11 protein-coding genes are annotated in these 13,669 nt (G+C 74.2%); 5 read left to right on the top strand and 6 right to left on the bottom strand.

Annotation, left to right across the window (positions count from 1 at the left end; translation table 11 throughout):
* Positions 1 to 10: 10 nt before the first annotated feature.
* Both BJF77_RS08125 and BJF77_RS08120 read right to left on the bottom strand, forming a co-directional pair.
* Positions 11 to 1,795 carry an N-acetylglutaminylglutamine amidotransferase gene (locus tag BJF77_RS08125; RefSeq protein WP_075871834.1) on the bottom strand — a complete coding sequence of 595 codons (1,785 nt, stop codon included), beginning with the start codon at positions 1,793 to 1,795 and terminating at the stop codon, positions 11 to 13.
* Between the two features lie 74 nt (positions 1,796 to 1,869).
* Positions 1,870 to 2,559: a TetR/AcrR family transcriptional regulator gene (locus BJF77_RS08120; RefSeq protein ID WP_047802314.1), complete on the bottom strand. Its 690-nt coding sequence runs from the start codon at positions 2,557 to 2,559 to the stop codon at positions 1,870 to 1,872.
* Between the two features lie 152 nt (positions 2,560 to 2,711).
* Here BJF77_RS08120 and BJF77_RS08115 point away from each other — a divergent pair, with 152 nt between their 5' ends.
* The 5 genes from BJF77_RS08115 (at position 2,712) to BJF77_RS08095 (ending at position 9,951) form a co-directional block, all read left to right on the top strand.
* A complete protein-coding gene (locus tag BJF77_RS08115) occupies positions 2,712 to 3,563 on the top strand; it encodes an urea amidolyase associated protein UAAP1 (RefSeq protein WP_075871833.1) in 852 nt (283 codons plus the stop codon).
* Positions 3,564 to 3,594: 31 nt separating this feature from the next.
* The gene (locus BJF77_RS08110) at positions 3,595 to 4,290 is read left to right on the top strand and encodes an urea amidolyase associated protein UAAP2 (protein WP_083665029.1); all 696 of its coding nucleotides are present in this window, start codon (positions 3,595 to 3,597) and stop codon (positions 4,288 to 4,290) included.
* 2 nt (positions 4,291 to 4,292) lie between these two features.
* A complete protein-coding gene (uca, locus tag BJF77_RS08105; RefSeq protein ID WP_075871832.1) occupies positions 4,293 to 8,054 on the top strand; it encodes an urea carboxylase in 3,762 nt (1,253 codons plus the stop codon).
* Positions 8,055 to 8,090: 36 nt separating this feature from the next.
* Positions 8,091 to 9,443, top strand: a complete 1,353-nt coding sequence (locus tag BJF77_RS08100) for an allophanate hydrolase (protein ID WP_075871831.1) — start codon at positions 8,091 to 8,093, stop codon at positions 9,441 to 9,443.
* 64 nt (positions 9,444 to 9,507) lie between these two features.
* Positions 9,508 to 9,951: a hypothetical protein gene (locus tag BJF77_RS08095; RefSeq protein WP_047802312.1), complete on the top strand. Its 444-nt coding sequence runs from the start codon at positions 9,508 to 9,510 to the stop codon at positions 9,949 to 9,951.
* Between the two features lie 35 nt (positions 9,952 to 9,986).
* Here BJF77_RS08095 and BJF77_RS08090 read toward each other — a convergent pair whose 3' ends face one another.
* The 4 genes from BJF77_RS08090 to BJF77_RS08075 form a co-directional block, all read right to left on the bottom strand.
* Positions 9,987 to 10,607 carry a methylated-DNA--[protein]-cysteine S-methyltransferase gene (locus BJF77_RS08090; RefSeq protein ID WP_083665028.1) on the bottom strand — a complete coding sequence of 207 codons (621 nt, stop codon included), beginning with the start codon at positions 10,605 to 10,607 and terminating at the stop codon, positions 9,987 to 9,989.
* Positions 10,604 to 11,104, bottom strand: coding sequence for an RNA polymerase sigma factor (locus BJF77_RS08085; RefSeq protein WP_075871830.1), 501 nt, complete (start codon positions 11,102 to 11,104; stop codon positions 10,604 to 10,606). The genes BJF77_RS08090 and BJF77_RS08085 overlap by 4 nt, the downstream gene beginning before the upstream one ends.
* Positions 11,105 to 11,264: 160 nt before the next feature.
* Positions 11,265 to 12,290: a LacI family DNA-binding transcriptional regulator gene (locus BJF77_RS08080; protein WP_047802305.1), complete on the bottom strand. Its 1,026-nt coding sequence runs from the start codon at positions 12,288 to 12,290 to the stop codon at positions 11,265 to 11,267.
* Between the two features lie 147 nt (positions 12,291 to 12,437).
* The coding region (locus tag BJF77_RS08075) for an MFS transporter (protein WP_075871829.1) at positions 12,438 to 13,669 on the bottom strand (1,232 nt) is incomplete at its 5' end.

The following is a 13,669-nucleotide window of genomic DNA, read 5'->3' as shown; positions in this document are numbered from 1 at the left end:
CGCGCCCGGGTCAGGAGATGCCGTTCTCCTGCAGCCACATCTCGAGCAGCCCCAGCTGCCACAGCACGTTGGAGCGCAGCGGCGTGTGGTGCCGGTTGGGGTCCGCCAGCAGGGACTCCACCACCTCGGAGTTGTAGAGCCCGCGCCGCACCGCCGCCGGATCGGTCAGCGCCGCCTCGACCCGGTCCAGGGTCCCGCCCTCCAGGGTGCGGATCGCCGGGACCGGGAAGTAGCCCTTCTTCCGGTCGATGACCTCGTCCGGGACGATCCCGCGCGCGGCGCGCTTGAGCACGCCCTTGCCGCCGTCGGCGAGCTTGAGCTCGGGCGGGATGCGCCCGGCGAACTCCACGAGCTCGTGGTCCAGGAACGGCACCCGGGCCTCGAGGCCCCAGGCCATGGTCATGTTGTCCACCCGCTTCACCGGGTCGTCCACGAGCATCACCGTGGAGTCGGTGCGCAGCGCGGCGTCGACGGCCGTCTCGGCCCCGGGGCGGCCGAAGTGGCGCTCGATGAACGCCGTGGGCGCGTCGTGGGTCGCCATCCACTCCGGGGACAGGACCTTGGCCAGCCGCGACCACGGGCGGTCGAAGAACGCCTCCGAGTAGGTCTGGCGCGCGTCGTCGCGCGCGACGTCGGCCAGCGGCGGGTACCAGTGGTAGCCGCCCAGCACCTCGTCGGCGCCCTGGCCGGACTGGACGACCTTGACGTGCTTCGAGACCTCCTCGCTGAGCAGGTAGAAGGCCACGCAGTCGTGGCTGATCATCGGCTCGCTCATCGCGGCCACGGTCCGGTCGATCGCCGGGACCAGCCGGGCGTCGTCGATCGCGATCTGGTGGTGGTCGGTGCCGAAGCGGCGCGCCACGCGGGAGGAGAACTCGAACTCGTCCCCGGACTCCTCGCCCCGGGACTCGAAGCCGATGCTGAACGTCTGCAGGTCCTCCTGCCCGCTCTCCGCGAGCAGGGCCACCACGAGGCTGGAGTCGATCCCGCCGGACAGCAGCACGCCCACCGGCACGTCCGCCACCATGCGCCGCTTCACCGCGGTGCGCAGCTTCTCGACGAGGCCGTCCTGCCAGTCCTGCGCCGACCAGTCCGAGCGGTCCTCGTCCCGGGTGAACTGCGGGTTCCAGTACTCGTGGTCGGAGGCCGACCCGTCCGGCTCGATCGTGCGCACGGTTGCCGGCGGCATCTTCCGCACGCCCTTGAGGATGGTGCGCGGGGCCGGGACCACCGAGTGGAAGGTGAGGTAGTAGGACAGGGCGGTGCGGTCGATCGAGGTGTCGACGTCGCCGGCGGCGAGCAGCGCCTGCACCGTGGAGGCGAACCGCAGCCGCGCCCCCGTGTGGTCGACGTAGAGGGGCTTGATCCCCAGCCGGTCCCGGGCGAGGACCGTGCGCCCGCTCGTGTGCTCGGTGATCGCGAAGGCGAACATGCCGTGGAAGTGGTAGACGCACTCCCGGCCCCAGCGGTGGTAGGCCTTCAGGGCGACCTCGGTGTCCGAGGTGGAGAAGAACTCGTAGCCCATGCCGCGCAGCTCCTCGCGCAGCTGCCGGTAGTTGTAGATCATGCCGTTGAACACGATCGACAGGCCCAGGCGGGAGTCCACCATCGGCTGCCCGCCCGAGGGGCTGAGGTCCACGATCTTCAGCCGGCAGTGGCCCATGGCCACCGCGCCCTGGGCCCAGACGCCCGATCCGTCCGGCCCGCGGCCGGACTGGGCGCAGGTCATGCGGTGGATCGTGCCCGGGTCCGCGGTCGCGCCGTCGAACCGGATCTCACCGGCGATGCCGCACATCAGCGCTCACCTCCGCCGCAGGTCCAGGAACTGGTCGGGTGGGACGAGCCGTGGCGGGAGAGCATCTCCCCAGTCTAGGCGTTCGGCGCGGATCGGCGGTCGGTGTCCTGCGCCAGACCGTCCACCAGTGCCAGCGCCCGGTCCCGGGTCGTCCCCGCGACGTGCTCGGGGGTGCCCGCGACCCGCAGGGCCGTGTCCGCGATGCGGTGCGCCGCGTCGTCGGGCAGGCGCGGCGCACGGCGCTGGCGCTGCAGGATGACGTTCTCCACGAGCCCCATGACCACGGCCGCGTCGAACGGTGTCGCCGGGCGCCCGCTCGTGCGCTCCAGCAGGGTTCCGTAGATCCGCTCCAGCGCGTCCCGGTTCTCGTGGAACTCCTCGAACCCTTCGCCGCGCAACTCCGGGGCGAAGTAGAGCGCCCCGAGGTTCTGCGGGTCCTCGAGCAGCAGCCGGGTGTCCGCGAAGCACAGGGCCCACAGCAGTACGTGCCCGGGGGCGTCGGCCGCCAGCAGCCGCTCGGCGAGGCGGCGCGAGGGCACCACCGTGCCGAGCACCAGGCGCAGCAGGACCTCCTCCTTGGAGCGGAACCAGTGGTAGACGCTCGCCTGCTGCAGGCCCGCGGCCTCCGCGATCGCGCGGGTGCTCGTCCGGGCGAAGCCGTGGCGCACGAACAGGTCCCCGGCGGCGTGGAGGACGTCCTGCTCGGCCCCGCGCCCCGTGGGGGAGGCGGGATTCTTGCGCGGGCGTCCTCGGCTCTTCGTCACGGGACAGAACCTACCAATCCCGCCCGCCGCTCGGCGGGGCGAGCAGGGGGCGTGGAGTTACCTCCCCGAAACGCCCGCCTGACCCGGGGGAAATCCCGCCCTGCTCTAATACCTGTCAACCGACAGAAAATCCGTCCGAGAAGGAGCCGGCCATGACCGTCACCCAGACCACGTCCGCCACCGGGACGACCGCCGGGGCCCGGGCCCACGCCCGCGCCCAGGAGGGCACCGTCGTCGCGTGCAGCCCCACCGTGCCCGCCACGACCTACGAGGACGCCCCGGCCCGGGTGGCGCCGGAGGACATCGTGTGGGCCGAGCGCGTGGCGGGCGGCAACTACACGCACAAGGTCCTGGCCCGCGGCACCGCCGTCCGGCTCACGGACGTGACCGGCGACGCCTGCGCCTCGGTGCTGCTCTACAACGCCGCGGAGCCGTTCGAGCGGCTCAACGTGGCGGACACGATGAAGATCCAGTGGCAGGTCCGCAGCGGCGCCGGGCAGGTGCTGCTCTCCGACCAGGGCCGTGCGCTGGCCACCGTGGTGGAGGACAGCTCGGGCCACCACGACGCCCTCTACGGCGCCAGCTCCCGGGCCCGCAACGAGGAGCGCTACGGGGACGGGCAGCCCCAGGGCCCCAGTCCGGCCGGGCGCGAGCTGCTCGTCCTGGCGGGCGCCAAGCACGGGCTCTCCCGGCGGGACGTCCCGCCCTGCGTCTCGTTCTTCCAGGGCGTGGAGGTCGGCCCCTCCGGCCGGCCGGTGTTCACGGGCTCCGCCGGGGCGGGCGCCTCCCTGACCCTGGTCACCGAGATGCCGTGCGTGCTGCTGCTCGCCAACGCCGCCCACCCCCTGGATCCGCGTGAGGAGTACGTGAGCACTCCGCTCGACGTCGTCGCCTGGCGCGCCCGGGCGACCGCCCCCGAGGCCCCCGCCTGGAACTCGGCGCCCGAACGCCGCCGCGCCTACCAGAACACCGCCGAGTACCTCCGCGCCCGCGGCCTGGTCTGAGCTCCTGCAGCGACGAGGAAAGGAACCCATCATGACTGCTCCCACCACCACTCCGGTCCCCGCCGACCGCGCGGCCGACCTCGCGTCCCGGTTCGGCCCCGAGCTGCGCCGCGAGACCGTGGCCCCGCTCGCCCCCTGGTCCACCGTCCTGCGGGCCGGCCAGGTGCTCACCATCGTGGACGTGGACGGCAACCAGGCCGTCGACTTCCTGGTCTACGACGCCGCGGACACCGCCCGCGCCTACAGCGCGCAGGCCACCCTGCAGGGCCAGGACAGCGTCTACCTGAGCGCCGGGTCGATCCTGCGCAGCAACGAGCACGACCCGCTGCTGACCGTCGTCGGAACGGACGTCGAGCGCCACGACACCCTCGGCGGGGCCTGCTCGAAGGAGTCCAACACCCTGCGCTACGGCCACCACACCTGGTCCCAGCACGGGTGCGCGGACAACTTCCTGGCGGAGCTCTCCCGGTACGGCATGGGCAAGCGGGACCAGGTCTCCAACATCAACTGGTTCATGAACGTCCCGGTGGACCCGGACGGCGCCCTGGGCATCGTGGACGGCATCTCCGCCCCCGGACTCTCGGTGAGCCTGCGGGCGGAGCGGGACGTGCTGGTGGTGGTCTCCAACTGCCCGCAGGTCAACAACCCCTGCAACGGCTTCGACCCCTCCCGCGCCGAGATGATCGTCTCTGCCGGCACGGCGGTCCCGGCCGGTCAGGAGGCGTGAGCATGAGCGTCTTCGACACCGTCCTCGTGGCCAACCGCGGCGAGATCGCCGTGCGGATCATCCGCTCCGTGCAGGCCCTCGGGCTGCGCGCCGTGGCCGTGTACTCGGACGCCGACCGCGGCTCCCTGCACGTGGCCGCCGCCGACGAGGCCGTGCACCTGGGGGCCTCGCCCGCCGCGGAGAGCTACCTGGACATCGCCGGGATCCTCGCCGCGGCCGAGCGCACCGGGGCCGGGGCGATCCACCCCGGCTACGGGTTCCTCTCCGAGAACACGGACTTCGCCGCGGCCTGCGACGCCGCCGGGATCGTGTTCGTCGGCCCCACCGAGGAGCAGCTGCGCGTCTTCGGTGCCAAGCACACCGCGCGCGACGCCGCCGTGGCCGCCGACGTGCCCCTGCTCGCCGGCACCGGGCTGCTCGGCTCCCTCGAGGAGGCGCTGGCGCAGGCCGAGGGCATCGGCTGGCCGGTCATGCTCAAGGCCACCGCCGGCGGCGGCGGGATCGGCATGCAGGAGTGCCGCGACGCCGGAGACCTGCGCGCGGCCTGGGAGAGCGTCCGGCGCGTGGCCGGGGCGAACTTCTCCTCCGCCGGGGTCTTCCTGGAGCGGCTCGTGGACCGGGCCCGGCACGTCGAGGTGCAGGTCTTCGGCGACGGGCGCGGCGACGTCCTCGTCGTCGGGGACCGGGACTGCACCCTGCAGCGCCGCCACCAGAAGGTGGTCGAGGAGGCCCCGGCCCCGGACCTGCCCGAGCACGTGCGCGCCACGATCCACGACGCCGCCCGGCGGCTGTGCGCCTCCGTGGACTACCGCTCCGCCGGCACGGTCGAGTTCATCTACGACCCCGGCCGCCAGGAGGCGGCGTTCCTCGAGGTCAACACCCGCCTGCAGGTCGAGCACCCCGTCACCGAGGCCGTCTACGGCGTGGACCTCGTCGAGTGGATGCTCCGCCTGGCCGGCGGGGACCGCACCATGGTGGACGCCGAGCTCACCGCCCGCGGCGCCGCCGTGGAGGCCCGGGTCTACGCGGAGAACCCCGACCGGGACAACCTGCCCAGCGCCGGCACCGTCACCGGCCTCGTGGTCCCGGACGGCGTCCGGGTGGACTCCTGGATCGAGGTCGGCTCCGAGGTCAGCGCCTTCTACGACCCCCTGCTGAGCAAGTTCGTCGCCCACGGCGCGGACCGGGAGCAGGCCTGGGCGCGGCTGGGCGAGGCCCTCGAGCAGGCCCGGGTGCACGGGGTGGCCACGAACCTGGGCGTGCTCCGGGCGATCCCGCAGCTGCCCGCGGTCCGCGACGTCGAGCACTCCACCGCCACCCTGGAGGGCGTGCGCAGCGCCCAGCCGCGCCTGGAGGTCCTGAAGTCCGGGCTGCTGACCACCGTCCAGGACCGGCCCGGGCGGATCGGGTACTGGCCGGTGGGCATCCCGCCGTCGGGCCCGATGGACGAGCTGTCCTTCCGGCTGGGCAACGAGGCGCTGGGCAACCCCGAGCGCGCCGCCGGCCTCGAGGTGACGATGGCCGGGCCGACCCTGCGCTTCCACACACCGGCCCGGGTGATGGTCACGGGCGCCCCGGCCGAGGTGCTGGTGAACCGGCGGCCGGCGGCGCAGTGGGCCGTGCTCGAGCTCGCCGCCGGGGACGTGCTGGCGATCGGGCGCGCCGAGCAGGGCATGCGCGCCTACCTGCTCGTCGAGGGCGGGCTGGACGTCCCGCTGGTGCTGGGCTCCGCGGCCACCTTCGTGCAGGGCGAGATCGGCGGGGCCGCCGGCCGCGCGCTCGCTCCCGGCGACGTCCTGGGGATCAGCACCCCGGCCGTGCCGCACGAGGTCGCCGACGTCCCGCTCGCCGAGCGCCCGCAGGTCGGCGCCTACTGGGAGGTCGGGGTGCTCGAGGGCCCCCACGCCGCCCCCGAGTTCTTCACCGCCGCCGACATGGAGGAGTTCTACGCCGCGGACTGGGAGGTCCACTTCAACTCCGACCGCACCGGCGTGCGCCTCGTCGGCCCCCGGCCCCAGTGGGCCCGCCGCGACGGGGGCGAGGCCGGGCTGCACCCCTCCAACATCCACGACACCCCTTACGCCGTGGGCGCGGTGGACTACACCGGCGACATGCCCATCCTGCTCGGCCCCGACGGTCCCAGCCTGGGCGGGTTCACCTGCCCGGCCACGGTGGCCGAGGGGCAGAAGTGGAAGCTGGGCCAGCTGCGCGCCGGGGACCGGGTGCGCTTCGTGCCCATCACCCAGGCGCAGGCCGCGCAGCTGCGCCGTGAGCCCCGCGCCCGGGTGCTCGCCGACCGCGCGGCCGTGGTCGACGGCGGCGTGGTCACCGCCGTGGCCGCCACCGGCGACCGCCCGTCCCTGACCGTGCGGCGCAGCGGGGACGCGAACGTGCTCGTCGAGTACGGCGAGATGACCCTGGACATCGCCTCCCGGATGCGGGTCGAGGCGCTGCGCCGGGCCCTGCAGGAGCAGATCGACGACGGCGCGCTCCCCGGGGTGCTCGAGCTGACCCCGGGCATCCGGTCCCTGCAGATCCACCTCGACCCGGAGCTGCTCGGCCTGGACGAGGTCCTGGCGCGGGTGCTGGCCCTCGACGCCGCGCTGCCCGCCACCCACGACCTCCGGCTGCCCAGCCGCACCGTGCACCTGCCGCTGTCCTGGGACGACCCCGCCACCCGCGAGGCCATCCGCCGGTACGAGAAGGGCGTGCGCGACGACGCCCCGTGGTGCCCCTGGAACATCGAGTTCATCCGGCGGATCAACGGCCTGGACTCGGTCGAGGACGTGCGCTCGGTGCTCTTCGAGGCCGAGTACCTGGTCCTGGGCCTGGGCGACGTCTACCTCGGGGCGCCCGTGGCCACCCCGGTGGACCCCCGGCACCGGCTCGTGACCACGAAGTACAACCCGGCCCGCACGTGGACGCCGCAGAACGCCGTGGGCATCGGCGGCGCCTACCTGTGCGTCTACGGCATGGAGGGCCCCGGCGGCTACCAGTTCGTGGGCCGGACCACGCAGGTGTGGTCCACCCACCGGCAGCGCGGGCCCTACGAGGAGGGCACCCCCTGGCTGCTGCGCTTCTTCGACCGGATCAAGTGGTACCCGGTCTCCTCCGAGGAGCTCGAGGGCATGCGCGCGGACATGGCCGTGGGCCGGCTGCCGCTGCGGATCGAGGAGGGCGAGTTCTCCATGGCCGAGTACGCGGCCTTCCTCGCCGAGCACCGGGAGGGCATCGACGCCTTCGAGGCGCGCCGCCGCTCCGCCTTCGACGCCGAGCGGCAGGCCTGGGAGGACGCTGGGGAGTTCGAGCGCGTGGCCGCGCTCGCGGAGGTCGCCGCGGAGGAGGACGTCGCCGTGGAGATCCCGGACGGCTGCGAGGGCGTCGAGGCGCAGTTCGCCGCCAACGTCTTCCGGGTCGACGTCCGGGCCGGGGACCGGGTCCGGGAGGGCCAGACCCTCCTGGCGGTCGAGGCCATGAAGATGGAGGCGCCCGTGATCGCCCCCGCGGACGGCGTGGTGCACAGCGTCGTCGTCGAGCCGGGGGCGCACGTGGGCCCGGGGGCGGTGCTGGCCGTGGTCCGCCCGGACAAGAACGACCCGGACACGGGCGGCCCGGACGTCGTCGGTGCGGACACGGCCGTGCCGGATGCGTCCGTCGCGGAGGCGGCCCCGCAGGCGCCGGCCACCACGGCAGACGAGCCGGCCGCGGACGTGAACGGACCGGCCGCACCCGCGGACGAGCCCGCCGTGACCCGGACCGTCTGAGCCGCGGCGCGGATCCCGAGAACGAGGAGGACAGAGATGACGACCACCACCACCGCCGCCCCGGCCCCGACCGGACCGGCCACGAACGGGGCCGAGCCTGCGGAGCGCGCCGCCCACGAGCTCGTGGCGCAGCGCTATCGGCTGATCGAGGAGGCGGACCGGCCCGAGGTCTGGATCGGCCTGCGCCCGGAGGCCGACGTGGCCGCGGACGTCGCCCGGGCCCTGGCCGCCCGCGCCGCGGGCGGGCACCTGCCGCTCGCGGGCACGCTGTTCGCGGTGAAGAACAACATCGACGTGGCCGGGCTGCCGACCACGGCGGCCTGTCCCGCCTTCGCCTACGAGCCCGCGGCCGACGCCACGGTGGTGCGCCGGCTCAAGGACGCCGGTGCCGTGGTGCTGGGCAGCACCAACCTCGACCAGTTCGCGACCGGGCTCGTCGGCACCCGCAGCCCGTACGGCGCCGTGCGGCACGCCGAGGACCCCGCGCGGATCTCCGGCGGGTCCAGCAGCGGCTCCGGCGTGGCCGTGGCCCTGGGCTTCGCCGACTTCGCCCTCGGCACGGACACCGCCGGCTCCGGCCGGGTGCCCGCCGCCCTGCACGGACTCTACGGCGTCAAGCCCACCAAGGGCGTGGTGCCCGCCACCGGGGTGGTGCCGGCCTGCCGCAACCAGGACGTGGTGACCACCATGGCCCGCGAGCTCCGCCTGGCCCGGCTCGCGGCGGACGTCATGTCCGGCGTCGACGACGGCGACGCCCGCTCCCGCGCCTGCGGCCCGCGCCGCGCAGCCGGCCTCGACCGCGTCATCGGGTACGCCGTGCCCGAGCAGCTGGGCGAGCTCGCCCCCGGCTGGACCGAGGCCTACGCCGCCGCGGTGCGGCAGTTCCGGAACCGGGGGTTCCGCACCGAGCCGGTGGACGTCGAGCCGTTCCTGGCCGCGGCGGCCCTGCTCTACGACGGCGCCTTCGTCGCCGAGCGCTGGACGGCCGTGGGCGCCTTCGTGGAGGCCCACCCGGACGAGGTCGACCCGACGGTGGGGCGGATCATCGCCGCGGCCGGGCGGATCCCGGCCCACCGCGTCTTCGCCGACCAGGAGTTCCTGGACGGCTGCGCCCGCACGGCCCGGCAGGTGTTCGGCGCGGTGGACGCCCTCGTGCTGCCCACCACGACCTTCCACCCCACCCTCGCCGAGCTCGAGGCCGACCCCGTGGGCGCCAACAGCCGGATGGGCCGCTTCACCAACTTCGCCAACCTGCTCGACCTCGCCGCGCTCGCGGTGCCCGCCGGCCGGGTGGACGGCCTGCCGTTCGGCGTGCAGCTGGTGGGGGACACCTTCGAGGACGCCCGGCTCGTGGACGTGGCGCGGGAGGGCGGCTTCGGTGGCTGCTGAGACCGCGTCCTCGCGCGCTGCGTCTGCGGCCGCTGCTCGCTCCGCCCCCGCGTCCCCGGCTGCCGTGCCCGCCGTCGGCGCGTCCACGGCGACGGCGTCCTCGGCCGCCGGATCCGGCGCCCCGGAGCTGCTGCTCGTGGTCGCGGGGGCGCACCTGCGCGGCCAGCCGCTGCACCACCAGCTGGCCGAGCGCTCCGCCCGGTTCGTGCAGGCCACCAGCACGGCCCCCGAGTACCGGATGTTCGCCCTCGACACCGTGCCGGCCAAGCCCGGGGTGCTCCGCGTCCCGGAGGGCGGGGCCGCCCTGGCCGTGGAGGTCTGGGCGCTGGACGCCGCGGCGTTCGGCACTTTCGTGGCCGGGCTGCCCGCGCCCATGGCCATCGGCAGGGTCCGCCTCGCCGGCGGCCGGGAGCTGCCCGGGTTCCTCGTGGAGCCGTTCGCGCTCGAGGGCGCCCAGGACATCACGGCCCACGGCGGCTGGGCCGCCTACCGCGAGGCCACGGCCTGACCGGGGCGGGACCACCGCCCCGGTGCCGGGCGGGCTCAGGCGGCGGCCTCCAGCACGAGCAGCGCCTGCTTCGCCTCCAGTCCGCCGATGTACCCGCCCAGGCCGCCGTCGCCACGCAGCACACGGTGGCAGGGGACGACCACCGGCAGCGGATTACTGGCGCAGGCCGTGCCCACGGCCCGCACCGCCTGCGGGCGCCCGACCGACCGGGCCACCGCGCCGTAGGACTGCGTGCTGCCGTAGTCGATCTCCGGCAGGTGCTCCTGGACGAGGCGGCGGAAGCCCCGGGAGAGCGAGCGGTCCAGGGGGAGCTCGAAGCGGGTGCGGGTCCCGGCGAAGTACTCCCGCAGCTGCTGCGCCGCCGGCTCCAGCCGGGCCGGGGCGTGCAGGATGCGCGGACCGAGCCGGTCGGCCAGGTCCGCCAGGACCTGCTCGTGGTCCTCCCGGGCGTAGGCGACCCGGGCCAGGCCCCGCTCCGTGGCGGCGAGCAGCAGCGTCCCCACCGGGGTCTCGAGCGTGGTGTACGCGACATCGAGGACGCCCGCGGCTGCGGCGGCGTCCTCCAGCCGCCGGTGCAGGCGCTCGAGGGTGCTGCCCGGCACGGGGACGGAGGTCAGCAGGGCTTCCGGCCGCGGGGTGTCCTGGTGGGTGCTCATCGGTCCTCTCCTTCGAGGTCGGTCGTGGTCAGGGTCCGGCGCAGGGCGGCCAGGCCGTCGGCGGCGGCCCGGCGGGCGGCCTCCGGGGTGCCGCCCAGCAGCTCGGCGATCTGCCGGTAGGGCAGCCCGCCCAGGTAGCGGTAGGCCACCACGTGGCGCTGCCGGGGCGGCAGGGCGGCCACCGCCGCCCACACCGGGGAGTCGTGCTCGGGCACCGCGTCCCGGTGCGCGGGCGGCTCCGGCAGGACGGCCACCGGCACCGCGGTCCTCGCCCTCGCCCGGACCACGTCCACCGCCTTGCGGTGGGCGATGGTGACCAGCCACGCCTGCACGTTGGCCGTGTCCGGGAGGTCGGGATAGGCACGCATGGCGGCCACGAACGTCTCCGACCACGCGTCCTCGGCGTCCGCGGGAATGCTCAGGACCGCCCGGCAGACCCGCCACACGACCGGTCCGTGCTGGGTCACCAGCGTCTCGAAAGGCTGTTTCGTCGTCATCACCCCGTAGACGTCGGAGGGGGCCGGAACGTGAGATCGAATCGTGGATCGATCCGCGCGAGTCGCGATGAGCGTGTGTGAGGCGCGGGCGCGGTCCCGTGGATCCGCCGCGCTCGAGCCGGTGGGAGCGCTATCCGTCCCCCGGATCCACCGCCCCGCCTCAGGCGGGAGGTCGCGTGGAGTCGCGGACGACGAGTTCCGGCGGGAAGCTGACGTGGCGGTGGCGATGCTCGGGGTCGGCGACCTCGTCCGCGAGCAGCTCCACGGCCGTGCGGCCCATGAGTCGGCTGGGCTGACGGATCGAGGACAGGGGGACGACGGCCGAGGTCGCGAAGTCGATGTCGTCGTAGCCGATGATCGCGACGTCCTCGGGCACCCGGAGGCGGTGGGTGAACACGAAGGCCTGGAGCAGACCCAGGCCCAGCAGGTCGTTGGCCGCGAACACCGCCTCGGGACGGCGCTCCGCGGGGCGGGAGAGCATCGCCGCCCCGGCGCGCCGGCCCTCCAGCACGGTCAGGGCGTCGGTCGGTACGACCTCGAGCGACGCCCCGGGCACCTGCGCCACGGCCTGCTCGGCGCCCGCGTGCCGGTCCACGACCTGGTGCAGCGTGGCGGGGCCGCCCACGAAGGCGATCCGGCGGGCGCCCCCGGCCAGCAGGTGCTCGACGGCCATGCGCCCGCCCTCGACGTCGTCCACGGCCAGCGAGCAGTAGCGGGACGGGGGCGCGTGCTCGTCCACGAGCACCACGGGGATGCCCCGGGCGCGCAGGGTCTCGATCCGTGACCGCTCCGGGGTCTGCGGGGTGACGAGCACGCCGCGCACCCGCTGTTCCTCGAACAGGTCCAGGTAGAGGTTCTCCCGGTCCGGGGACTGCCCGGCGTTGCCGATGATCACGGCCTGCCCCAGTTTCTCGGCGGCCGCCTCCGCGCCCAGGGCGATCTCGTTGTAGAACGGGTTCGCCGAGTCCTGCACCACGAGTCCCACGGTGCGCGAGCGGCCGGCCTTGAGCTGCCGGGCGACGTCGTTGCGGACGTACCCCAGGTCGTCGATCACCTGGAGCACCCGGCGCCGGCGGTCGGCGGAGACGGCCTCCGGGCGGTTGAGGACGTTGGACACGGTGCCGATGGAGACCCCTGCCTCCCGGGCGACGTCCTTGATGCTCACCGTCGGTCGCTCAGGAGCCACGTCGTCACTTTCCCTCGGGTACGTGCGGAGCCTCGATTCTAGCGAGCACGGCGCGGAGGGCGGGCGCGGTCCGCCTCGCCACGCAGGGACGGGCTCCCGCCCATCCGCGTCCCCGCCGACGGTCCGGAGCCCTGTGTTCCCGCCTGGTCAGACCGCCGTCCGGTCCGGCCGGGGGAGGGTCCTGCCGTAGCGCTCCTCCTCGATCTGCTCCAGGCTCTTGCCCCGGGTGTTCGGGGCGCCGAGGACGCCGATGAGCAGCGCGGCCACGAGAGCGCCGATCATGATCATCCCCACGAACGGCACGCCGTGCTCGGCGAGCAGGGTGGGGAACCAGTAGCTGAGCAGACCCACGACGATGCGCGCGACGAAGAAGAGCACGCCCTGCGCGCTGGCCCGGTAGCGGGTCGCGAACATCTCCGCGGCCCAGAGGGCGTAGAACGCCTGGGCACCGATGCCGGCGGACACACCCCAGAGGACGGCGAAGAGGATCAGCACCGGCATGGTGACGTGGGCGAACACGAGCAGGAGCCAGGCGACGATGCCCAGTAGAGCGCCGATGCCGTAGAGCAGGCGGCGGTCGACGCGGTCGCCGTACCGCATGAAGCCGAACCAGGTGGCCAGCACCGTGCAGCTCCACAGGAGCACCTGGAGCAGGTTCTGCTGGGTGGCCGACTCCACACCGGCGGTCTCGTACACCCGCGGCATGAAGATGCCCATCTGGCCGGCGACGAGGTTCCACAGGGCGTAGACGCCGATGAGGAAGAGCAGGGCCTTGAGATTGATCGAGCTGGTGAGCAGCTCGCGGTAGTTGCGTCGCTTGATCCCGGTGGCCTCCGAGGCGCGCCGCTCCTCGTCGGACTTCTTCCAGGTGTGGGACTCGGAGAGCCCACGGCGGACCCACCAGGTGATGAAGGCGACGACGAACAGGTGGGCGAAGACGATGCGGCTGCCCAGCAGGCCCAGCGGGACCACGAAGGTGGCGAACAGGAACACGAGCGCCGGGGCCAGCGACCAGGCGAACTGGGCGGTGCCCACGTGTTTCGCACGGTCCTCCGAGGGTGCCTCCTCGGCGATGTAGGTCCAGGCCACCGGCACCCCGGCGCCCACGGCGATGCCGGTCAGGATCACTCCGAGCACCAGCATCCACGGGGCGACGGCGAAGATCACGAACGCGGTGCCGACCATGTAGAGGATCAGGTCGTAGGTGTAGATGAACTTGCGTCCGTATCGGTCGCCCAGCGGGCCGCCGATCATCGCGCCCAGGGCCGCGCCGAAGGCGTTGGCGCTGAGCGCGGCCACGAGGCCGACGGCGAGGTTGGTGAAGCCGAAGTACTCCTGCCACAGCCCCAGGCTGGTGGCCAGGGCGATGATGGACCCCG

It is taken from the genome of Kocuria sp. CNJ-770 (assembly GCF_001942375.1).
Taxonomy (GTDB): Bacteria; Actinomycetota; Actinomycetes; order Actinomycetales; family Micrococcaceae; genus Kocuria; species Kocuria oceani.
Note: the sequence above shows the minus strand (reverse complement) of the source record. Positions and strands in the feature narration are given on the sequence as shown.

Coding starts and splice junctions, on each gene's coding strand:
- BJF77_RS08125 (WP_075871834.1), bottom strand. CDS start 1,795: ATGTGCGGCATCGCCGGTGAGATCCGGTTCGACGGCGCGACCGCGGAC.
- BJF77_RS08115 (WP_075871833.1), top strand. CDS start 2,712: ATGACCGTCACCCAGACCACGTCCGCCACCGGGACGACCGCCGGGGCC.
- BJF77_RS08110 (WP_083665029.1), top strand. CDS start 3,595: ATGACTGCTCCCACCACCACTCCGGTCCCCGCCGACCGCGCGGCCGAC.
- uca (WP_075871832.1), top strand. CDS start 4,293: ATGAGCGTCTTCGACACCGTCCTCGTGGCCAACCGCGGCGAGATCGCC.
- BJF77_RS08100 (WP_075871831.1), top strand. CDS start 8,091: ATGACGACCACCACCACCGCCGCCCCGGCCCCGACCGGACCGGCCACG.
- BJF77_RS08090 (WP_083665028.1), bottom strand. CDS start 10,607: ATGAGCACCCACCAGGACACCCCGCGGCCGGAAGCCCTGCTGACCTCC.
- BJF77_RS08085 (WP_075871830.1), bottom strand. CDS start 11,104: ATGACGACGAAACAGCCTTTCGAGACGCTGGTGACCCAGCACGGACCG.